This is a genomic window from Bartonella sp. ML69XJBT (assembly GCF_028618515.1).
Taxonomy (GTDB): domain Bacteria; phylum Pseudomonadota; class Alphaproteobacteria; order Rhizobiales; family Rhizobiaceae; genus Bartonella.
Genome location: NZ_JAQITB010000005.1, coordinates 36,048 through 59,652, shown reverse-complemented (window position 1 = coordinate 59,652; position 23,605 = coordinate 36,048). Strand labels below are relative to the sequence as shown.

At 39.3% G+C, this 23,605-nt stretch carries 13 protein-coding genes and 1 tRNA gene; 5 read left to right on the top strand and 9 right to left on the bottom strand.

All coding sequences use genetic code 11. The features are described 5' to 3' along the window. Positions 1-2: 2 nt before the first annotated feature. Both PVV68_RS02885 and PVV68_RS02880 read right to left on the bottom strand, forming a co-directional pair. Positions 3-78 (bottom strand) — tRNA-Ala (locus tag PVV68_RS02885). Between the two features lie 123 nt (positions 79-201). Then, positions 202-582 carry a TIGR02300 family protein gene (locus PVV68_RS02880; RefSeq protein WP_273720221.1) on the bottom strand — a complete coding sequence of 127 codons (381 nt, stop codon included), beginning with the start codon at positions 580-582 and terminating at the stop codon, positions 202-204. A 190-nt stretch (positions 583-772) separates the two neighbouring features. On the opposite strand from PVV68_RS02880, the gene aroA reads away from it, so the two are divergent. From aroA to pncB, 5 genes are all read left to right on the top strand, one after another. Next, the gene (gene aroA, locus PVV68_RS02875) at positions 773-2,101 is read left to right on the top strand and encodes a 3-phosphoshikimate 1-carboxyvinyltransferase (RefSeq protein WP_273782650.1); all 1,329 of its coding nucleotides are present in this window, start codon (positions 773-775) and stop codon (positions 2,099-2,101) included. Continuing rightward, positions 2,098-2,745 (top strand): (d)CMP kinase, encoded by a 648-nt coding sequence (gene cmk, locus PVV68_RS02870; RefSeq protein WP_273782649.1) that lies wholly within the window; start codon positions 2,098-2,100, stop codon positions 2,743-2,745. Before aroA ends, cmk begins: the two co-directional genes overlap by 4 nt. A gap of 131 nt (positions 2,746-2,876) precedes the next feature. Continuing rightward, positions 2,877-4,577 (top strand): 30S ribosomal protein S1, encoded by a 1,701-nt coding sequence (gene rpsA, locus PVV68_RS02865; RefSeq protein WP_273720226.1) that lies wholly within the window; start codon positions 2,877-2,879, stop codon positions 4,575-4,577. A gap of 232 nt (positions 4,578-4,809) precedes the next feature. Further along, the gene (locus PVV68_RS02860) at positions 4,810-13,371 is read left to right on the top strand and encodes a GH36-type glycosyl hydrolase domain-containing protein (RefSeq protein ID WP_273782664.1); all 8,562 of its coding nucleotides are present in this window, start codon (positions 4,810-4,812) and stop codon (positions 13,369-13,371) included. 188 nt (positions 13,372-13,559) lie between these two features. Next, positions 13,560-14,855, top strand: coding sequence for a nicotinate phosphoribosyltransferase (gene pncB / locus PVV68_RS02855; RefSeq protein ID WP_273720227.1), 1,296 nt, complete (start codon positions 13,560-13,562; stop codon positions 14,853-14,855). A gap of 626 nt (positions 14,856-15,481) precedes the next feature. On the opposite strand, the gene PVV68_RS02850 is transcribed toward pncB, so the two are convergent. The 7 genes from PVV68_RS02850 to pheS all read right to left on the bottom strand — a co-directional run bounded on the left by PVV68_RS02850 (position 15,482) and on the right by pheS (position 23,583). Beyond that, positions 15,482-15,868, bottom strand: coding sequence for a YbaN family protein (locus tag PVV68_RS02850; protein WP_273720228.1), 387 nt, complete (start codon positions 15,866-15,868; stop codon positions 15,482-15,484). Positions 15,869-16,260: 392 nt separating this feature from the next. Next, positions 16,261-17,166 (bottom strand): metal ABC transporter permease, encoded by a 906-nt coding sequence (locus PVV68_RS02845; protein WP_273720229.1) that lies wholly within the window; start codon positions 17,164-17,166, stop codon positions 16,261-16,263. After that, positions 17,163-18,029 (bottom strand): metal ABC transporter permease, encoded by an 867-nt coding sequence (locus PVV68_RS02840; RefSeq protein ID WP_273720231.1) that lies wholly within the window; start codon positions 18,027-18,029, stop codon positions 17,163-17,165. The genes PVV68_RS02845 and PVV68_RS02840 overlap by 4 nt, the downstream gene beginning before the upstream one ends. After that, on the bottom strand, positions 18,026-18,856 hold the full coding sequence (locus PVV68_RS02835; RefSeq protein WP_273720233.1) for a manganese/iron ABC transporter ATP-binding protein: 831 nt from the start codon (positions 18,854-18,856) through the stop codon (positions 18,026-18,028). Before PVV68_RS02835 ends, PVV68_RS02840 begins: the two co-directional genes overlap by 4 nt. Continuing rightward, complete coding sequence (locus tag PVV68_RS02830; protein ID WP_273720234.1) at positions 18,853-19,761, bottom strand: metal ABC transporter substrate-binding protein; 909 nt, start codon at positions 19,759-19,761, stop codon at positions 18,853-18,855. The genes PVV68_RS02835 and PVV68_RS02830 overlap by 4 nt, the downstream gene beginning before the upstream one ends. A gap of 289 nt (positions 19,762-20,050) precedes the next feature. Then, complete coding sequence (gene pheT, locus PVV68_RS02825; protein WP_273720236.1) at positions 20,051-22,465, bottom strand: phenylalanine--tRNA ligase subunit beta; 2,415 nt, start codon at positions 22,463-22,465, stop codon at positions 20,051-20,053. Positions 22,466-22,497: 32 nt separating this feature from the next. Continuing rightward, a complete protein-coding gene (gene pheS / locus PVV68_RS02820; protein WP_273720239.1) occupies positions 22,498-23,583 on the bottom strand; it encodes a phenylalanine--tRNA ligase subunit alpha in 1,086 nt (361 codons plus the stop codon). Positions 23,584-23,605 lie beyond the last annotated feature (22 nt).

Below are 23,605 nucleotides of genomic sequence, written 5' to 3'. Positions count from 1 at the left end.
TTTGGTGGAGCTAAGCGGGATCGAACCGCTGACCTCTTGCATGCCATGCAAGCGCTCTCCCAGCTGAGCTATAGCCCCATATAGTTGCCCTTTTAAAAGAAAGGTAAACAACCTGACTGAAATTTTCTAGAACGATAAAAATCGAAGATCAAGAAAAATTTGCATTCAATGAAAAGAATAACTTTACGCTTCTCTTAACTTTCAAGAATCATCGTCGTTAGAAACACCGCCTCCGAGAATATCGGCAACATCATCATCCTCATCGTCCTCATCATGGGACAAAAAGGCATCATCGTCATCACCAAGATCAACATCACCATCCTCCAAATCAGGAAGATCATCATCTTTAGAATCGTCACCATCCTCTTCAAGAAGCATAAAGGCAGATTTCTCAAGTGCTGTATCAAGCTCTTCAGTATCAACATCTTCTTCACTATTTGCTTCAGCTGCTGCAACCTCAAAATAAGAACGTGGATAAGAAATCCCTGTATAAGGCGATACAATAGGGTCGCGATTAAGATCATAAAACTTCTTTCCCGTTTCTGGATCAACACGCTTAGTTCCAAGATCCTGTTTTGCCATAAACCGTGCCTCTTTTGCTTAACTATCATTCCATTAAAAAATAAATTTCATGGTGCTTAATCAAAAAATAATGTCTTTGTCAAAAGATAAATACATCATTCTCCATAGATTTCCTCATGACGCCTCTCAAAGCATGTGCTAAGGAGGGGATTAATTTCGTAAAATTTAGATAAAATTAAATAGAATTTCTATGCAAAAAGCAATACCTATAACCGCTTACAAATCTACCCGTCTTTCTGGAAAAATTAAAATACCAGGAGATAAATCAATTTCTCACCGATCTCTTATATTGGGAGGACTCGCAACTGGTGAAACACATATTCACGGACTACTTGAGAGTGATGACGTTTTAAAGACAGCGGCTGCTATACAAGCTTTGGGCGCCTGTATGAAAAAGAAAAATGATCGCTGGATTATACGAGGGACTGGAAATGGTTGCCTTTTAGCGCCACAAAACCCTCTCAATTTTGGTAATGCTGGAACAGGTGTTCGCCTCGTTATGGGAATGGTTGGCCCTTATCATATGAAAACAACCTTTATCGGTGATGCCTCTCTTTCCAAACGTCCTATGGGACGTATTCTCGATCCATTACGATCAATGGGTGTTGACGTTACAGCAACTCGTGGTGACCTTCTTCCTTTAACGCTTCATGGTCCCAAAATGGCTAACCCAATTTGCTATCGTATTCCCATGGCTTCTGCCCAAGTTAAATCTGCAATCCTGCTTGCTGGTCTTAATACAGCTGGTACCACAACCGTTATTGAACCAATTCCAACACGAGATCACACGGAAAAGATGTTAAAAGCATTTGGTGCTGCACTTGAAATAGAAACAGATATAGAAGGCACACGTTTTATTCACCTCAATGGCCAACCACATCTTACCGGACAAATTCTTGATATCCCAGGAGACCCCTCTTCTGCGGCTTTTCCACTGATCGCTGGCCTTCTTGTAGAGGACTCTGATATCACCATTGAAAATGTTCTTATAAACCCTTCTCGAATAGGACTTATCGAAACATTATGGGAAATGGGTGCTCAAATTGAACTTTTGAACCAACGCCAAACAGGTGGAGAGGATGTTGCCGATCTGCGTGTTCAATCCTCAACGCTAAAAGGCGTTGTTGTGCCCAAAAAACGAGCCCCATCAATGATTGATGAATATCCCGCTTTAGCGGTAGCAGCAGCCTTTGCTGAAGGCAAAACGATGATGCTCGGAATTGAGGAATTACGCGTTAAAGAATCAGATCGACTCTCTGCAATCGCAAAAGGACTCAAAATAAATCATGTAGAATGTGAAGAAGGGGAAGACTTTCTCATTGTTCATGGAAAAAGCTCCGGAAAAGGATTGGGTGGTGGAAACGTTACCACATATCTTGATCATCGAATTGCTATGTGCTTTCTGGTTTTTGGACTCGCGTCAGAAAAGCCTGTTACCATTGATGATCAAAGAATGATCGCTACTAGTTTTCCAGAATTTATTTCTTTCATAAAACAACTTGGGGGGAAAATCGCTTGAAACCTTTTGTGATCGCAATTGATGGTCCAGCAGCTTCAGGAAAAGGAACATTAGCACGCAAAATTGCTACGCATTATCATCTTCACCATCTCGATACCGGGCTTACTTATCGTGGTGTTGCCTACGCACTTTTACAACAAAAATTGCCTCTCAATGATGAAAAAAGTGCTCTTGCTTGTGCCAAAGAGCTTGATTTTAACACTTTAAATCCAGTCCTTCTTTCTTCTCATGAACTTGGTGAGGCTGCCTCAAAAATAGCACTTAACCCCGCTGTACGTGAAATCCTTGTCAAAAAACAACGTGGTTTTGCTAAAATTTTACCTGGTAGTGTACTTGATGGACGTGATATTGGTACTGTTGTTTGCCCCGATGCCGATATTAAGTTTTATGTTTTAGCCAATGTTCAAACACGTGCAAAACGCCGCTATCAGGAGATGGTAGAAAAAAGAGACCAGGCAGATTATCACAAAATCCTTGGCGATCTTGAACAGCGCGATAGACGTGACATAACCCGCAAACAAAGCCCACTGCGACCAGCAAAAAACGCCCACTTGCTTGATACGTCAGAATTGAGTATAGAAGCAACATTTGCAATTGCATGCACTTTTATTGATCCTATCATAAAAGAGCGTATAATTGGATGAAGTTGTAAAGGTGATTTCCGGCCGAGCGCTAATTTTTTTCTGTATTCAAGGAAAAAGGCAGGAACTTGCCCCATGTTAACACTAACCTAGCGCTTATACCTTTAAATTCAAGGTATGTATCAGGAGTTCTTATGTCACAATACAATCCCACAACAGCGGATTTCGAAGCCCTTCTTATGGAATCCTTTCAAACCAATGATCTTAATGAAGGATCCGTTGTTAAAGGTCGCATTATTGCAATCGAGAAAGACATGGCCATTATTGATGCTGGACTTAAAGTCGAAGGACGTATTCCACTCAAAGAATTTGGAGCTAAAGGAAAAGACGGTTCCTTACAAGTTGGCGATGAAGTTGAAGTTTACATTGAACGCATTGAAAATGCGATGGGTGAAGCTGTTCTATCGCGTGAAAAAGCACGGCGTGAAGAAAGCTGGATTCGTTTGGAAGAAAAATTTAATGCTGGTGTACGCGTTGATGGGGTTATCTTTAGCCAAGTAAAAGGCGGCTTTACAGTCGACCTTGATGGTGCCGTTGCTTTTTTACCCCGTAGCCAAGTTGATATTCGCCCCATCCGTGATGTTTCACCTCTTATGCACAATTCACAATCCTTTGAAATTTTAAAAATGGATCGTCGTCGTGGTAATATTGTTGTTTCACGCCGCACTGTCTTAGAAGAAAGTCGTGCTGAACAACGTTCAGAAATTGTACAAAATCTTGAAGAAAACCAAATTGTTGAAGGTGTGGTTAAAAATATTACTGATTACGGTGCCTTCGTTGATCTTGGTGGAATTGATGGGCTCTTACACGTCACAGATATGGCTTGGCGACGCGTTAATCATCCATCAGAAGTTCTCACCATTGGGCAAACAATTAAAGTCCAGATTATTCGCATAAATCAAGATACACACCGTATCTCTCTTGGCATGAAGCAGCTTGAAAGTGATCCTTGGGAAAGCATCAGTGCCAGATATCCTGTGGGTAAAAAAATCACCGGTGCTGTTACCAACATTACTGATTATGGTGGTTTCGTTGAAATAGAGCCAGGAATCGAAGGATTGATCCATGTCTCTGAAATGAGTTGGACAAAGAAAAATGTTCATCCTGGAAAAATTCTGTCTACATCACAAGAAGTAGAAGTGGTTGTACTTGAAATTGATCCTTCTAAACGGCGTATTTCTCTTGGCTTAAAGCAGACATTTGAAAATCCATGGGTTGCTTTTGCTAACAAATTTCCTGTCAATTCACAAATCGAAGGAGAGGTTAAAAATAAGACAGAATTTGGTCTCTTCATTGGTCTTGAAGGTGATGTTGATGGCATGGTTCATCTCTCTGATCTTGACTGGAATCGCCCTGGTGAACAAGTCATTGATACTTACAATAAAGGTGATATCGTTAAAGCTGTGGTCCTTGATGTTGATGTTGAAAAAGAACGTATCTCTCTTGGAATTAAGCAACTTTCTAGTGATAAAGTTGGAGAAGCAGCAGCAGCAGGTGAACTTCGCAAAGGGGCTGTTGTAACATGTGAAGTGATCGCCGTTAATGACAATGATATTGATGTCAAATTAATTGACCATAACCTTGAAACAACCATTCGCCGTGCTGATCTCGCTCGTGATCGTGATGAACAGCGTCCTGAACGTTTTTCTATTGGTCAAAGAGTTGATGCCCGCATCACCGCATTTGATAAGAAAACACGTAAACTTTCAGTGTCTATCAAAGCTTTAGAAATAGCAGAAGAAAAAGAAGCCGTTGCACAGTACGGTTCTACAGACTCAGGCGCTTCTCTTGGTGATATTCTCGGTGCTGCTTTGAAAAAACAAGAACAAGATTAATGTTCCATTGTTAAAAGAAATTATCTATAAAGTAGGGTCGCTTGTTTTTCTAGCGGCCTTTTTTATTTGTTTTAAAAAATTGTTTACTTATTTTTTCAGTTATCTCGTTAAAAATTATAAATATTCTTAAAAAAACAGAAAGTTTATTTTTTTCTATGAACTACTTATTATTAAGATAAAATGCTTACAGCCTATTAAATACAAAGAGATAACATAATTGAATATTAATAATATGGCATTCACAATATCTTTCCTAAAGTATTTCTTTTCTCAGCCAACAAAAAACTATCACTTGACTCAGACCAATGCTCCTCTTCGTTCAACTCATAAATCGCAGGATGAACTTTATAAATTAGGCTATGACATAGCCTCTAAAAAAGAAATCCTCCTTCCTGAATATAAAGGAGAAAATAATTTTCACAAAAGGTTGGATGAAAATGCTAAACTTATTCTCCGTGTCTTTAACACCTGTTATATTGCTGCTCGAAACGATGAAACCATGGCGCCATCTGCTCAATGGCTGCTTGATAATCATTATACTATTGACAAAACAATACAACAACTCCGTCGTAACTTATCTAAGTCCTTCATTAAACAACTTCCTCTTTATAAACAAAAGGAAGACATACCACGTATCTTTGCTTTAGCTTGGCTTTATATTGCCCATACGGACAGCATATTTTCACAAAAAACACTCACGACTATGATCAATGGATTTCAAGAAGTTTGTGCTCTCAAAATTGGTGAATTATGGGCTCTTCCTTCTGTTATACAGATGTTGCTCATTGAAAATGTCCGTCGTCTTGCACTGCGTATTGAACAAACACGCACTATGCGCCAGCTTGCCCATAAAGTTGCTGATAAAATTTCCCTCACTGATAATGAAACAAAATTACATACTCTTTTTACTCGTTATGCACTATTCACTGTTTATCCAAACTTTTCAGCCCATTTATTCTATCGTCTGCGTAGTGCATCTGTCGATTCAACAACCGCATTAAATTGGCTTGAACAGCAATTACAAAACCAAGGCAGTAGCCTAGAAATCGCCACAACTGATGAACATATGCGCCAAGCAGCAGATGGTGTCACCATGGGCAATATTATCCGTTCCCTTAAAGCACTTGGTGATGTTGATTGGACAGTATGGTTTGAAACTGTTAGTTCTGTAGACTCTATTTTGCATGAAAATAGTGATTTTTCCGAAATTGATGCTCATTCACGCAATATTTATCGACAAGTGATCGAAAAAATTGCTCGCTTTTCACCCCTTAGTGAATGGGAAGTTGCACGAAAAGCGATAGAAATAGCACGTTCTCCTTCTGAAAATACACTTCTGCACTCCTCTGTTGGGTGGTACCTTATCGGTGATGGGCAGCATAGTTTTGAAAAAGCATGTGGCTATACTCCACCTTTGCTTATAAAATGGGCACGGTTTTTCTGCTCTTCAAAGATACGCATTATTACTATTCCTGTCTCTTTTCTCACGCTTATCCTTTTGCTTACAATCTACGCTCTCTTACAGACATCTGAAACACTCTGGATATCTCTTCTTTTCACTGCATTAGCGCTGTTTCCTGCTATGGATGCTGCTTTTGCTTTTTTCAACACTGTTGTTTCATGGATTATTCCCTCAAAACAACTCATTGGTTATGAATATAAAAAGGGGATTCCGGAACATGCACGCACAATGGTTGTTGTGCCTACTTTAATCACCTCACGTGATTATATTGATGAGCAAGTGCGCAATCTTGAAGTGCATTACCTTTCCAATCCTAAAGGCGCCATCCATTTTGCACTTCTCACAGATTGGGTAGATTCTCCCTTAGAGCAAACGCAAGATGATCTTGAATTGCTGTATTACGCACAAAAGAGTATCGATAAACTTAATTGTCGTTATCATCGTGATGATATCCCTCTTTTTTTCCTTTTACACCGTCGACGCCTTTATAATACCAGCGAAAAATGCTGGATGGGATGGGAGCGAAAGCGTGGTAAACTTCACGAACTCAATCTGTTATTAAGAGGTGATAAAAACACTAGCTTTTATCCCCCTAACCCACATCTTCCCATGGATTGCCGTTTTGTTATGACGCTGGACGCAGATACACGCCTAACCCCTGAATGTGTCACAAAACTTGTTGGAAAACTGAACCATCCACTCAACCGTCATACTTTTGATCCGCTCCATGAAAAGATTATAAAAGGCTATAGCATTTTACAACCCCGTATTACGCCTTCTCTTACCACAGGAAAAGAAACATCAATTTTGCAACGGGTTTTTTCTACCAATCGCGGTATTGATCCTTATGTCTTTGCTGTTTCTGATACCTATCAAGACCTTTTGGGAGAAGGAACTTTTATTGGCAAAGGTCTTTATAATCTTGATGCATTTCAGCAAGCACTTGATGGCAAAATTAAAGAAAATACTGTTCTTAGTCATGACCTTTTAGAAGGAGGATATGCACGTACCGCACTGGTGAGTGATGTGGAAATCATTGAGGATTATCCAATAGCTTATAATATGGATATTGCACGTTATCACCGTTGGATTCGTGGAGATTGGCAACTCTTGCCTTATCTCTTTTTCCCTCGTCAAATTAGCTCTACGACACGTTGGAAAATGCAAGATAATCTGCGCCGTTCTCTCACACCACTTATGTGGCTCATTGCTGCCTTTGCTGGATGGTCTCTTTTGCCATTAAAGAGTGCAATTATTTGGCAAACATTCTTGCTCTTTAGTCTCTTCATTGCACCAATTTTAAGTATCTTACAAACGCTTGTTCCATCCAATATTGATGATTCTTTACGTGGGTATTTTCAATTAATCTTCAATAAAACGACCCTGACAGGCGCAAATATATTTCTTAAAATGACATTTCTTGCTCATGCAGCTTATTTTATGACTGATGCAATTATCCGCACACTTTATCGCATAACGATTTCAAAACAGTACTTGCTTGAATGGAAAACCTCGGCTGCAACAAAATCTATTCCCAATAGTCTGAGCTTCTATATCTTTACAATGTGGTCAGCAACGCTTATGGGGCTTCTTGCTATAGCACTTCCTTTCTTTTCCCATAATTTTGCAAGCTTTATTGCCTTACCGTTTGGTCTGTCATGGTTTTTTTCACCCTTAATTGCATGGATTGTGAGTCAACCCTCAACATTTCAAGATACTCTTCATAGTTCTTTTGAAGATAAAAAAATGCTACGCTCTATTGCACGACGGACATGGCTTTATTATGCAACCTTTGTCAATGCGCAAAGCAATTATTTGCCCCCCGATAATTTTCAAGAAGATCCTGAACCTCTGATTGCACAACGCACATCTCCTACCAATATTGGGCTTTATCTTCTTTCTGTTATTGCTGCGCGTGACTTTGGCTGGATTAGTTGTAAAGAAACCATTATCCGCATTGAAAGTACATTAAGCTCTCTTGCAAAAATGGAAAAATTTCGTGGGCATCTTTATAACTGGTATGAAACGGATACTCTCAAACCTCTTTTACCCACTTATGTATCAACTGTTGATTCAGGAAATCTTGCTGGCCATTTACTGACCCTTGCTTCAGCCTTAAGAGAATGGGCTGAAAAACCTTATATTTTTATTCAAAGTGATCTGGACGGCTTGCGTGATGTTCATGCTCTTTTGGAAGAAACTGTCAAAGAAATTCCGGATAATCAACCTATTTTACATTCCTTACATCAAAAAATCGAAAAGCACATCACCAATTTTGATCATTGTATGAGTACTGTCGTAGAAACACCAAACACCATCATTTCTCAGCTTACCAAGCTATCACTTATCGCTCGTGATCTTATCCACTTAATAGATGAACTTCATCAAAAAGTTCAAACGACAAAATCCTCTCAAACACTCTCTTGGGCAAAATGTCTTTTAGAAACCTGTGAAGCTCACCACCATGACGCTACTAGCGGCTACGACAGTGAAAAATTATCGCAAAAATTAACTAGTTTGGCTGTAGAAGCGCGGCAATTTGCCTTGGATATGAAATTTGACTTTTTAGAACAACCTGAACGTCATCTTTTGTCTATTGGGTATCGTGTGCAAGAAAATAAACTCGATGAAAATTGTTATGATTTACTCGCCTCAGAAGCGCGCCTTGCAAGTCTTTTTGCTATCGCAAAAGGCGATATAAAAGTAAAACATTGGTTTCATCTTGGTCGACTCCTCGTCCCCATTGGTTGGAAAGGTGCATTGTTATCATGGTCTGGCTCCATGTTCGAATATCTCATGCCATCCCTTATTATGCACGAACCTTTGGGATCTCTCCTCGATCAAACCAATCGACTGATTATTCATCATCAAATACAATATGCCTATAAACGTGGAGTACCTTGGGGCATTTCAGAAGCGGCATTTAACGCTCGTGATCAGTTAATGAATTACCAATATGCTCATTTTGGTGTTCCAAGCCTCGGACTCCAACGTGGTCTCTCACGCAATACCGTTATTGCTCCCTATGCTAGTCTTTTAGCAGCACAATATGTCCCTGACCAAACCGTGACTAATTTAAAACATCTCCGTAATCTTGGAGCTTTAGGAACATATGGTTATTACGATTCTCTTGATTTTACCCCTTCACGCGTGAAAACAGGCGAAAAATACGCTGTGGTACGCAATTATTATGCGCATCATCATGGTATGTCTATTCTTGCTATCGACAATGTTATTTTTCAAGGGCGGATGCGTGATCGCTTTCACCGTGACCCAATCGTTGAAGCAATCCAATTTTTATTACAGGAAAGAGCACCACATCAAATTCCCATCATTCATAGCAAAGTTATTCATCGCATGCGTAACAATTATCAAGAATTCAACGATGCTCCTTTGCGTATTATCAAGAACCCGCTGCTTAAACCACGTGAAACTTTGCTCTTGTCCAATGGTTCCTATTCTACAATATTGACAGCCAACGGTTCTGGTTACAGCCGTTGGCATGATTATGCGATTACGCGCTTTATTCCCGATGCAACAGAAGATCAACAAGGGATTTTGTTCTTTCTCCGTGATATAGAAAATGGTCGTTGGTGGTCTGTAACTGGTGAGCCAACACGTGTTGTCGGAGAAGAAGCAGTCTGCATTTTTACAGATGAAAAAGCTGAATATACAAAAATGGTTGATGGTATCAAATCAACACTTGAATGTCTTATTACATCTGAAGGGTGCGGTGAAGGTAGACGTCTTCAACTTATTAATACAACAAACAAAGAGCGTATCATTGAAGTGACCTCTTATGGTGAACTTGCTCTCGCAACAATAGATGTAGACCAAGCTCATCCTGCTTTTTCGCGATTGTTTATAGAAACAGAAATTGCTAAGGGAAGAAGAACAATTTTTGCTAAAAGGCGCAAACGCTCTCCCAATGACCCTGAAATCCACATTGCCCATTTTGTTACTGGTGATAATATCCAAGAAACAGAAGCTGAAACGGACCGCTTGCTGTTTATTGGTCGAGGACGATCTATTCATCGACCTGCTGCATTTGACAACAATACGCATTTTCGCAACAGTCAAGGTTGTGTGCTTGATCCCATTATCTCACTGCGATGCCGTGTAAAAATTCCAGCACACGAAAAAATTGAACTCATTTTTTGGACTTTTGCTGCTCATGCAAAAGAAACACTGCACAATTATATTAAACATTATCAGCAACCAAATATATTCCAGCAAGAATTTTCAATGGCATGGACACGCTCACAAGTCTCGCTCTATCAAAGTGGTATCGATCTGAAAGAAGCTATTACCTATCAAAAATATGCAACACCACTTATCTATCTCGATCAAACATGGCGTCTTTCTCCAAAAAACTTAGCAAAAAATCTTGGTAAACAATCTGATCTTTGGCCAATGTCACTTTCAGGAGACATTCCGCTCTGTCTTCTCAGATTAGATAATGAGGGAGATATCACTGTTCTACGTGAACTTCTTAAAGCACATGAATATTGGCGTATGCGTGGACTTATTGTTGATCTTGTCATTCTTAATGAACAGGCATTTTCCTACATACAAAATACACAACATGCTATTGAATGGGTATGCGAATCCTATCGCCATCACATTCATGATACAGATGAACGCCAACATATTTTCACACTTCGGCGTGATCAAATGAATGAACAGAGTTTTAAAACCCTTCTTGCCTCAGCACGCGTCATTCTTGATGCGCAAAATGGATCTTTGTCTGAACAACTTAAACACCTTGACAATAATGACTTTGATCTCACCATCCATAAGAGCCATCAAGAATCCTATTATCAATTAAACGACCCAAAACATCATCAAGAACGACAAAGTATAATATCAACGGAGCAAAGCCTTTTTGCTTCTCTTGGTCTTATCGGTCAACAAAAAACTTCACCTCTCCCCATTGAGGGAAATGACCTAAAATATTGGAATGGTTATGGTGGATTTAATCATCATAATCATTATGTAATACGTCTTCATGGACATACCACCACACCACAACCATGGATTAACATCATTGCTCATAAAAACTTTGGCTTCCATGTCTCTGCTGAAGGAGCACTCTTTACTTGGGCAAATAATAGCCGTGATTATCAACTAACCCCTTGGAGTAATGATCCCATTTCTAACCGTCCAGGAGAAGCACTTTATCTTGTAGACCGCCTTTCTTTAAAACGGTTCTCACCCGTTTCTGCCGTTGAATGTGATGAAAATGTTATCTATGAGGCTTGCCACGGTTTTGGATTTTCAACCTTTAAATCCACACATACAGAGATCGCCTTAGAGCTCACCCATATACTCTATCCAGAAAAAACTGTACGTCTTTCACGACTTACCCTTAAAAATAGTGGGAAAAAAACACGCAGTTTACGCCTTTATAATTATGTTGAATGGGTTTTGGGTAATGTCCGTACAAAATATGCACCTTTCATACTCCCCTGTTATGATCCTATACGTGGTGCACATTTTATCCAAAATCCCTACCACATCGACAAATCGCAACAAGTGGCATTTTTGTCTGCTTCCCAAATACCAACAAGTACGACTACTGATCGCACTGAATTTATCGGTCTAACGGGAACAGTGACACATCCTCACGCGATCCGTAACGCAGATGCTCTTTCAAATACAGTTGAAGCAGGCTGTGATCCTTGTTCAGCATTTTCCTATGATATTGATCTTCACCCAGGGCAAACAAAAGAAATCATTTTCTATCTTGGCAGTGCTGAAAATAGGCAAGAAGCGGAAAATTTACTAGACAACGTGCGTGCAAGCGATTTTGAAATTCTGCTCACACAACAAAAACAGCAATGGGATGATTTTGTTTCCCCATTCCAAGTTAAAACACCTGACCCCTCTTTTGATCTTATGGTCAATCATTGGCTTCCTTATCAAATTTACGCTTGCCGTATGATGGCACGCGCTGCCTTTTATCAAGCAAGTGGTGCATTTGGCTTTCGCGACCAATTACAAGACAGTTTGTCCTTATTATTATTGAATCCAAAACTGGCGCGTGAACAATTGTTAAACGCCGCAGCACATCAATTTCTCGAAGGCGATGTACAACATTGGTGGTTGCCTGATACAAATGCCGGTGTTCGCACGCGTATTTCTGATGATATTGTGTGGCTTGCCTATGGCACAGCGCTTTATGTCAACACCACTGGTGATAGCATATTTCTTGATACCCCTATTGCTTTTATTGAAGGAGATACTCTCAACAATGAACAACAAGACGCTTATTTTAAGCCCATACAATCCTTAAAGGTCGCCACAATTTATGAACATTGTGCTTTGGCTTTAGATCTTGCTATCAAACGCTGTGGACCACATGGACTTCCTCTTATTTTAGGCGGAGATTGGAATGATGGCATGAATTTGGTAGGTATTAAAGGAAAAGGGGAAAGCACGTGGTTGGGATGGTTTCTTGGTACCACACTACAAACATTTATCCCCCTTGCCAAAAAACAGAGTGACAACACCCGTGTTGCAAAATGGAGTGCATATCTTGAACGTTTAACAAAATCCTTAGAAGAAAACGGTTGGGATGGTGCTTGGTATCGACGTGGTTATTTTGATGATGGCACACCTCTTGGCTCTCAAATAAATGATGAATGTAAAATTGATACCATAGCTCAATCTTGGGCTGTTATTTCGCAAATGGCATCGCTTGAGCGACAAAAACAAGCAATGGCATCAATGCTTGAACAGCTGTATGATGAAAAAAGCGGTCTTATACGTCTTTTCTGGCCACCTTTTGATAAAACAACTCTCGAACCCGGCTATATTAAAGGTTATCCTCCAGGTATTCGAGAAAATGGTGGTCAATATACGCATGGTGCTATTTGGAGTATTTTGGCGCTTGCGCAAATGGGTGAAAGCGATAAAGCTTATGCTTTATTTTCTGCGATTAACCCGATTACTCATGGACAAAATCCTGAAATTTATCGTGTTGAACCTTATGTCATGGCCGCAGATATTTACGCCATTGAACCATATCGTGGGCAAGGTGGTTGGACATGGTATACAGGTTCGGCAGGCTGGTTCTACCGGGCCGCAACACAAGCCATTCTTGGAATTAATCGTCAAGATGATCAATTATTCTTAGATCCACATTTACCTTCTTCATGGTCTGAATATGAAGCAAAAATGAAATTTCATGAGGCTGTTTATACCATTACCGTAAAATGGGGAGTTGAAAATATGCTTCATGTTGATGGGAAAAAATATGCTCATATTCAAGCAGGGATAAAGTTGGAAAAAACCGGACGACATGAGATCATACGCATTCTTAAACGTTAAAAACAGAAAAGATAAAAGTTTTTTTATTCTTGCCCCAAACCTTAGAGTTGTTATAGTTTCTCTCATTCCTATATGTATTTTATTGGCCTATATGGATTTTATTGGCCTATATGTATTTTATTGGCCTATATGGATTTTGTTGGAGCACAAGTGATTTTATATTCTACGAGACTGAAAGAACGAGGATTATGAATCATCCAGATATTGCGAGGCGTGTTTACAATCATACCTGGAAACTTGATCCTATTATTCGTTCATTGCTCGATACGGATTTTTATAAACTTCTTATGGTACAGATGATCTGGGGGCTTTATCCTCATGTCAATGTTACCTTCTCCCTCATAAACCGCAGCAAAACAATACGTCTTGCCGATGATATTGATGAGAGTGAGCTGCGTGCTCAACTTGATCATGCCTTGAGCTTGCGCTTTACAAAAAAAGAAATGATTTGGCTTGCTGGTAATACATTTTATGGGCGTAAACAAATTTTCGAACCAGATTTTCTTCATTGGCTTGAAAACTTTCAACTCCCAGAATATGAACTTACCCGCAAAGATGGCCAATATATCCTTCATTTTCATGGTCCATGGGCTCATAGCTCCATGTGGGAAATCCCTGCTCTTGCTATTATCAGTGAATTACGTTCACGTGCTGCTATGAAAAACCTCGATCGTTTTGCTCTCGATGTGCTTTATGCACGCGCTAAAGCAAAAATGTGGAGTAAAGTTGAACGCCTTAAAAAATTACCTGATATTAAAATATCTGATTTTGGGACAAGGCGTCGTCATTCTTTTTTATGGCAACGATGGTGTGTTGAAGCATTAAAAGAAGGTATTGGCAATTCTTTTACCGGAACTTCTAATGTTCTTTTAGCCATGGATACAGATTTAGAAGCTCTTGGAACCAATGCCCATGAATTACCCATGGTTATTGCTGCTCTTGCAGAAAATGATGATGATCTACACAGAGCACCCTATAAAGTCTTGCAAGATTGGAATCGCTATTACGGTGGAAATCTTCTTATTGTTTTGCCCGATACTTTCGGCACAGAAGCATTTTTGCGCAATGCACCAGATTGGGTCTCTGACTGGACAGGTTTCAGACCTGACAGTGCTCCTCCCATCAAGGGAGGTGAACGCATTATTCAATGGTGGAAAGAAAAGGGAAAAGATCCACATGAAAAATTATTAATTTTTTCTGATGCACTTGACGTCGATACAATCGAAAAAACCTATTACCATTTCCATGGAAGAGTACGCATGAGCTTTGGCTGGGGAACAGACTTGACGAATGATTTTGCAGGCTGTTCCCCCCAAGAAATCGAAACTTTTGATGCCCTTTCCCTTGTTTGTAAAGTCACCCATGCCAATGGTCGACCAGCCGTAAAACTTTCAGATAATCCTGAAAAAACCATTGGTGATCCACAAGAAGTACAGCGTTATCTCAATTTTTTTGGCAATGAAAAACGTGGGCGAGATCTATAAAAATTTTAGCTTTTCACTAAATTAAAAAATGAATATATTCATTATCATTTATCATTCCAGCTTGAAAACACAACATAAAACAATTTCTTATTTCAGATGTTTTTAATTATATAAAAAATCTGTTAGTTGTATGTCATAAAAAGAATGAATCTATGCATAAAAAATTTTTGAAAAGAGACTATATTACTTTCTCTGAATTCTCTGTAAGGCAAAAATACATATAACATGAGAACAAGCTTTGGATAATAACTGATCTGTTACTTTATAAATAAAAAAATGATGACGCTTAAAAGAGCTCTCATTATACTGTTCATGGAAAATATTGAAAACTAAAAGAGGGTAAAATACATCACTGATGGATAGAGTGAATGTAGATTTTACTCATCATTTACTTGCAGAAATACCCCCCCTCTGAACATAGTTCTCATTTCTTATCAATGTAACGCGTATTTAGTTAAGGTATTTGCACATAATCCTTTTTTTCATACAATTATTTCACCAACATGTTATCTTATAATAAATTGTCCCAAAAGCATTATCTTATAGATATCCTTGTTATGTAAGCATTTCCCTCAAATTTTGGAGTCAAAAAACTGCTCGATTTATAAGTCCTTTACTTTCTATCATTACGAAGATGGACGCGTTACAATATAAATAACAATAAACAGTAAAAGTGCAGCAACCAATAAAGCAAGCCACAAAGCAGGATGCGTTATCACTAGAAAAGATAAAAAACCACCTGCAATACTCACCAATGCCAAAACTTTAACAAATGTGGAAATAGCTCTCTTTTCTTCCCATTGCTTAATGGGTGGACCGAAAATGCGATGATTATTCAGCCAACGATGAAAACGTGGCGATGAACGAGCAAAACACCATGAAGCAATTAATAAAAATGGCACAGTTGGCATAATAGGTAATACTATACCGATAACAGCCAATATAATCATTGCCCAACCTGCTACATAGTAGCAAATACGCAAAGGGTGAAATATTTTAAAATCTTTTTTCATCCTCTCGTACTATTTCTCTCCATATAAGATTACTCTCCATATTTTTCTGCTTTTCGCATGCTCTAGAGCACAATCTTTTATACGACTTTATTCGCAAGTGTATTTTCTTTGATAACTTCTTCTAAAGCAAAAACAGCTTACGCAATATGATGATCATTTTTAATTTTTCAAGAAATATGAATAAATTTTTAGAAAAAGATAAAATAAAAAGGCTGCAGAATAAATCAATGCAGCCTCTTAATTACGAATGCAGTGTTGGGGGGAGAATACACACTGCACCCATTTGCTAGGTGTTAGGAGGAAAATAACCCAGCGGGGTGCTTTCTAGTTAAAACAAACATGAGAGACAATACACAAAAATGCATGGCTGATATGCATGAACTTTAGCAACCTCAAATTTCTTGAATCGTAGCGCGACGAAAAAAAATCGACATGAAAATAGCAATAAAAATCAATGTCAAAATCAACACGATCGTAGAAGCGGAATCAGAGCCAATAAACAAACTGAGATAAATTCCTAAAAAACCAGAAAAACTTGCAACAAGTATAGCAATCACCAACATAAAAGAAAATCGCTTTGTAATAAGATAAGCAATTGCTCCTGGTGCTATGAGTAACGAAATAACCAGAACAATACCTACAGCTTTCAAAGCTGCAACAATCGTGAGAGAAATCATTGTTAAGAGAGTATAGTGAAGTAATGATATTCGCAATCCCATGGCACGACCTTGAACGGAATCAAAAATATACAGCATAAAATCGCGCCATTTTGCTGCTAAAATAAAGGTGACAATAGCAGAAATGATTGCCGTCTGTGTAATATCAAGCCAGTTAACACCCAATAGATTACCAAATAGAATATGATTCAAATCTAAACTGCTATAAATAGATGTGGCCAAAACAAGCCCTAAACCAAACATCGATGAAAAAACAACTCCCATCACCGTATCTTGTTTGATGCGGCTATTGCTTCCTAAAAAACCTGTTGCAAGCGCACACACCATGCCTGCAACAAAAGCACCACAAGTAATCAAAGTCATTGTAATGTTTTCTGAACGCATATGCTGAAGCCAAGCAAACGGTAAAGAAGTCAAAAATGCTATCACCCACGGTGTCGTCATATAACCAACAACAACACCAGGAAAAACAGCATGGGAAATAGCGTCGCCTAACAGTGCCCATCCTTTCAAAATCAGAAAACAAGAAAGCATTGCCATAGGAACAGAAAGGATCATGACAATAAGCATGCCTTTCAACATAAAAGAAAATTGAAAAGGAAGTAGTAATTGATCAATCATGACAATATCACACCTTTTTTAGCCGCATTTATACGCAAACGTGCAGCAATAAAACCGTGCTTAGGAGCAAAAATAAAAGCTAACATAAACAAAAATGCTTGAAAAAGCACAACAACACCACCTGTTTGCGCATTTAAAAAGTAACTCACATACACACCTAATATGCTTGTGAATGTCCCAATTATAACTGCAATGATCAAAACATTTACAAAACGATCACTTAAAAGATAAGCTGTTGCCCCAGGCGTCACCACAAGGCAAATGACCAAAAATGCTCCAACTGTTTGCATAGCAGCAACAGTACAAGCGGCAAGCAAGGTGAAAAAGAGAATCTTTAAAAACTTTACATTCAGTCCAATGGCACGTGCATGCGTCTCATCAAATAAAGAAACAAGAAGATCTTTCCATTTTAACAGCAATATAAGCAAAGAGAAAAAACCAATAAAAGCCAATTGGATAATATCTGATGAACTCACTGCTAAAATATTTCCTAAAACAATTGTATCAATATTCACAGCCATTGGCTTTAATGATTTAAGAAATAATCCAAAAGCAAAAAAAGAAGAAAAAATGAGACCAATAATCGTGTCTTCTTTTAGTTTTGTTCGTTGAGTAAAAAACAGCATCGCTGCTGCTGCAAGCCCACCAGAAAAAAAAGCTCCAAGTGAAAAAGGTAAACCTAAAAGGTAAGCCCCTGCTACACCAGGAACAATCGAATGGGAAAGTGCATCACCAATAAGCGACCAACCTTTTAACATCAAAAATGCAGAAAGAAAGGCACAAACACACCCAACTAATCCAGAAACCCACATCGCATTAACCATATACTGATAGCTCAGTGGCTCAAGCAACCAAGAAATCATGCAACGTGCTCCATTCTTTGAACATTCTCATGAACGACAGAGCGGTTTGCACCCGTGAAACCATCATTTTTATTCACAGCTTGAAGATCAAAAATATGATGATGCAGAGCACCACCAAAGGTTTTTTCCAGATTTTCCTTTGTAAAGACGGTTTCAGTTAATCCAGAAGCCAAAACCGTTCCCTTGATTAAAACTGTGTGGTCACAAAACTCACGAATAGAACCTAAATTATGTGTAGAAACTAATATCACTGCTCCCTCTTTACGAAGATCCTGTAATAAAGCAATGATTTTATCTTCTGTTGTGACATCAACCCCTGTAAATGGCTCATCTAATAAAATCGCTTTTGCCTGCTGGGCAAGAGCGCGTGCTAGAAAAACACGCTTCTTTTGCCCACCAGAAAGTTCGCCAATTTGGCGCTTGGCAAATGCCAACATATCAACCCGTTCTAAGGCAATACGAACAGCTTCATAATCTCGTGCCCGTGCATAACGAAAGAAATTCATGTGACCATACCGCCCCATCAAGACAACATCTTCAACGAGAACAGGAAAATTCCAATCAACATCTTCACTCTGGGGAACATAAGCAATAAGGTTTTTTTTCAAAGCCGTATCAACAGGCAAACCAAGCATGCGAATTTTCCCTTTCGAGGGGCGGACAAACCCCATAATCGCTTTAAATAACGTTGACTTACCTGATCCATTTACGCCAACCAATGCCGTAATAGAACCTGTTGGACTTTCAAAATTCACTTCACGTAAAGCTGTGTGTCCATTACGATAAGTTACCGTTACTCCTTGGGCAAATATTCCGGATCTCTTCATTGGCTTTTTACTCCCTCTAATAAGGCATTGCTAATACGCCCACTTGTGACGCGTAATAAATCAATATAGGTTGGTACTTCACCATTTTTCTCGCTCAGAGAGTCAACATAAAGCACACCACCGTATTTAGCCCCTGTTTCACTGGCAACTTGCTTAGCAGGCGCTGGAGAAATAGTGCTTTCAGAAAAAACAGCATGGATATTATATTTACGAACCATATCAATAACATGCTTAACCTGCTGTGGTGTTCCTTGCTGATCAGCATTAATGGGCCATAAATAAAGTTCTTTTAGATCAAAATCACGCGCTAAATAGCTAAATGCACCCTCACTGGTGACAAGCCAACGCTTATCTTGCGGTACTGCTTCTAATGCAGTCCTGATTGGATCAATTGTTGCACGAATCTTCTGCTTATAAATTTCGGCATTTTCTTTATAAATAGCAGCATTCTCAGGATCATACTTTACAAAAGCGTCGCGAATATTATCAACGTAGATCAGAGCAGAAGTGGGTGACATCCAAGCATGAGGATTGGGCTTACCGCTAAAGGGACCTTCACCAATTTTAATGGGTACAACACCTTTTGAAACGACCACACTTGGAACATCCTTGATATTTTGAAAAAACTTTTCAAACCAAAGCTCCAATTCTAACCCATTCCACAATACAAGGTTGGCTCCTTGTGCGCGCATAAGATCGCGAGGGGTGGGTTGATATTCATGAATTTCAGCACCTGGTTTCGTGATTGATTCAACATCAGCAGCATCACCCGCTACATTGCGCGCCATATCAGCAATGATCGTAAATGTCGTAACAGCTTTAAATTTACCAGCACACAAAGCAAAATTGGGGGTAAAAAAAACAAGACTCCCAAAAACTATAGTGAAAAACGTTCTTATCTTCATTGCTTCTCTCTTTCCTTCATATGCCCTCTCTTATTATTGCGAATAATTTGCATTATCATTTAGCAATAACAGTTATATTTTATATTTGCAATGAAAGATTATCAGAAATAATAACTTTTCAAGATGTTTAAAAACAGCCTTTTTCATCTTGAGAAATTTAATGATTTAAAGTGAGCCTGCTTTGATAAAAAAATCATCTTTCAAGAAGCTCTATAACTCTTGAATGCAAAAAGGGAGCATTCAAAAATGCTCCCAATTTATAAAAGCGTCCAAGAGAAGACAAGAATACTCAACAGCGCAAATATGCGCCTGTCACCTTCGTGACATTTTCCACCACTTTTAAGGCAAGCACTTCTAGATCTTCATCTGTTAGAGTCCGTTCCATGGGCTGAAGAGTTATTTCAATGGCAACAGATTTTTTATCTTCACCAAGGCTTGAATCTTCAAAAATATCAAAAACTTGTACAGAATGAATAAGCTTTTTGTCCGTTCCACTCGCGGCACGCATGATAAGAGAAGAAGTAACCGTTTTATCGACGACAAAGGCAAAATCACGCCGCACCATTTGAAAAGGCGATAATTTCAATGGAGGACGACTTTTTGTTGCTTTTTTCTTTGACTCTGGAATTTGATCAAGAAAAATTTCAAAACCACATACAGGACCACTGACATCTAGTTTTTCCAATGTAGCAGGATGAAAAACGCCAAAAAAACCAAGAATAATCTTTGATCCAAGCTTTATGATCCCCGAACGGCCAGGATGATACCAATCAGGTGCTCCAACTTCAATTTGTAGCTTGCCACTCTCTATACCACATGCTTCTAAAACAGCCAATGCATCAGCTTTTGCATCAAAAACATCAACTGCTGCCGCATTTCCATGCCAAAAGCGTCCTGCCCCTTCAAATCGCTCCGTTCCACGACGAATACCACCGGCAATACGCTGTTGCTTATCGGGAGTATCACCCTCATAGATATTGGAAACTTCAAACAAAGCAAGATCTGGAAAACCACGATCAGCATTGCGTTGTGCCGCCACCAACAAACCAGGCAAAAGAGAAGGACGCATAACGGACATATCAGCAGAAATAGGATTTATTAATTTAAGCTGTGCTTGACCACCTCCAAAAGCCAGTGCCTGTTTTTCAGAAATAAAAGACCAAGTCACAGCCTCCTTCATACCACGATGCGCTAAAACCAAACGCGTAATACGCGCACGAAGTTGTGAGACTGTTAAAATCGGACCTGTGTTCTCTGTAAAATTTTCCAATGGAATAGGTTTAATTTTATCTAGCCCATAAATCCTCATCACCTCTTCCACTAAATCAGCTTTACCAGCAATATCAGGGCGCCATGTTGGTACTTTAACCGTAACTATATCTCCCTTTCCTTCAATGCAAAATCCAAGCTTTGTTAATATAGTTACGGCTTCTTCACGCTCTATTGGCAAATTTGTTAAACGTTTAATTTCAGAAAAGGGGAAAGCAATCTGCTTGACTTCTGGTTGCTGATAACCAACAATCCTCTTCTTAGATACTTCACCACCGCAAAGACGTAAAGCTAATTCTGTTGCAAACTCAAGCCCTGTTTCCATAAAAGCTGGATCAACACCCCTTTCAAATCGATAACGGGCATCACTAATAAGACCTAATGCACGACCAGTCCGCGCAATGCTCCGTGCATCCCAAAGCGCTGACTCGATAATAACGCGCCGCGTCGTTTCATCACAACTTGTTCTTTCACCACCCATGATACCAGCAATGGAAACAACCCCCTCTTCATCGGCAATGACACAATCTTTAACACTCAAATGATAGATTTTTCCATTAAGCGCTTGAAGCTGTTCACCTTCACGTGCACAACGTACATGCAAATTGCCTTTAATTTTATCGGCATCAAAAACATGAAGCGGACGACCAAGATCAAAACTAATGTAATTGGTCATATCCACCAGCGCATTAATCGGTCTTAAACCTATGGCATTTAAACGTTGTTGCATCCATTGCGGCGATGCACCATTTTGAACATCATACATTTCACGCCAAGCAAAACCTAAACATAAAGGTGCGCTTTGCGAAAAATTTACAGAAACATCAAGCGATGTCTCAAAGCTCGCGTCGAACTGTGGTAAGGATAATTCTTTTAATTTTCCAATTCCAGCAGCAGCAAGATCACGGGCAATACCGCGAACACCTGTGCAATCAGAACGATTTGGAGTCAAACCAATATCAATAATTGGATCATCTAAACCGCTGTAAACCGCAAAGGATTCCCCAATAGGTGCGTCTTTTGGAAGCTCGATAATCCCATCCTGTTCACCTGATAATTCAAGCTCGGCCCATGAACACATCATCCCAAAACTTTCAACACCGCGAATTTTTCCTACCGATAGCGTTACATCAAGTCCTGGTACATAAGTGTCTGGTAAAGCAAGAACACCCACAAGCCCAGCACGTGCATTTGGTGCCCCACAAATAACTTGTATAGGTGTACCAGTCCCTGTATCTACCGATAAAATCTGAAGTTTATCTGCATCAGGATGTTTTACTGCCGTTAAAACTTTCGCAATAACAAAAGCTTTTAAAGAAGAACGGTCATCAACATGATCAACCTCAAGACCTATAGCCGTTAGCTTCTCACAAATTTCATCCAAAGATGCATCTGTTTCTAAATGATCTTTTATCCACGACAATGTAAATTTCATTTTAAAACCTCACATTAAAGCTTCTGACAAGATCACACATTTCTTAAACTAGGAAAAAAAGCAGGCATATCAAAACAGCGAAAGCCATAATGATTTAACCAACGCAGATCCGCATCAAAAAACGCCCGTAAATCAGGCATACCGTATTTTAACATGGCAATGCGGTCAATGCCCATGCCCCATGCAAAACCTTGATATTCATCAGGGTCTAAACCAACATTTTTTAAAACATGGGGATGCACCATTCCGCATCCTAAGATTTCTAACCAATCCTCTCCTTCCCCAAATTTTACTTCTGAACCAGAGCGATCACATTGAATATCGACTTCCATGGACGGTTCGGTAAAAGGAAAAAAAGAGGGGCGAAAACGCATCTTTACAGAGGGAACTTCAAAAAAAGCTTTACAAAAAGTCTCATGAAGCCACATCATATGGGCAATGGTAGAGGTTTTATCAATAACAAGACCTTCTACCTGATGAAACATAGGGGAATGCGTTGCATCTGAATCCATACGATAGGTTTTCCCAGGAATAATGATACGTATCGGAGCCTTCTGCTTTTCCATGGTACGAATTTGCACAGGGGATGTATGGGTGCGTAATAATTTCCGCTCCCCTGTTTTATCAACATCAAAAAAGAAAGTATCATGCATTTCACGTGCTGGATGACCTTCAGGAAAATTCAATGCCGTAAAATTATAATAATCTGTTTCAATATCTGGACCCTCTGCAAGAGAAAAACCCATTTTCGTATAAATAGCGATAATTTCCTCAATGACCTGTGAAATAGGATGAATACGTCCCCGTTCCATAGGCGAAGAACGCACGGGCAAAGTGATATCCACCTTTTCACGAGATAAGCGAGCATCCATTGCTTGACGTCTTAAAAGATCACGTCTTTGCGCCCATAATTCTAAAATGCGATTTTTTAACCCATTAAGAGCTGGACCAACTTTTTGGCGCTCTTCAGCATCCATCTTCCCTAATGCTTTTAATTTTTCAGAAATACTGCCTTTTTTGCCTAACGCCGCAATACGCACTGCTTCTAGCGCTTGTTCATCGCAAGCCCCCTCTAAAGCTAAACAAATTTCTTGTTCCAGACGCTCAATGTCGCTCATATTTTTGCCTATTGTTTTTGAA

What these genes read in the sequence shown, in the direction of transcription:
- PVV68_RS02880 (WP_273720221.1), bottom strand. Translation starts at nt 582, where the DNA reads ATGGCAAAACAGGATCTTGGAACTAAGCGTGTTGATCCAGAAACGGGA.
- aroA (WP_273782650.1), top strand. Translation starts at nt 773, where the DNA reads ATGCAAAAAGCAATACCTATAACCGCTTACAAATCTACCCGTCTTTCT.
- rpsA (WP_273720226.1), top strand. Translation starts at nt 2,877, where the DNA reads ATGTCACAATACAATCCCACAACAGCGGATTTCGAAGCCCTTCTTATG.
- PVV68_RS02860 (WP_273782664.1), top strand. Translation starts at nt 4,810, where the DNA reads ATGGCATTCACAATATCTTTCCTAAAGTATTTCTTTTCTCAGCCAACA.
- pncB (WP_273720227.1), top strand. Translation starts at nt 13,560, where the DNA reads ATGAATCATCCAGATATTGCGAGGCGTGTTTACAATCATACCTGGAAA.
- PVV68_RS02850 (WP_273720228.1), bottom strand. Translation starts at nt 15,868, where the DNA reads ATGAAAAAAGATTTTAAAATATTTCACCCTTTGCGTATTTGCTACTAT.
- PVV68_RS02845 (WP_273720229.1), bottom strand. Translation starts at nt 17,166, where the DNA reads ATGATTGATCAATTACTACTTCCTTTTCAATTTTCTTTTATGTTGAAA.
- PVV68_RS02840 (WP_273720231.1), bottom strand. Translation starts at nt 18,029, where the DNA reads ATGATTTCTTGGTTGCTTGAGCCACTGAGCTATCAGTATATGGTTAAT.
- PVV68_RS02835 (WP_273720233.1), bottom strand. Translation starts at nt 18,856, where the DNA reads ATGAAGAGATCCGGAATATTTGCCCAAGGAGTAACGGTAACTTATCGT.
- PVV68_RS02830 (WP_273720234.1), bottom strand. Translation starts at nt 19,761, where the DNA reads ATGAAGATAAGAACGTTTTTCACTATAGTTTTTGGGAGTCTTGTTTTT.
- pheT (WP_273720236.1), bottom strand. Translation starts at nt 22,465, where the DNA reads ATGAAATTTACATTGTCGTGGATAAAAGATCATTTAGAAACAGATGCA.
- pheS (WP_273720239.1), bottom strand. Translation starts at nt 23,583, where the DNA reads ATGAGCGACATTGAGCGTCTGGAACAAGAAATTTGTTTAGCTTTAGAG.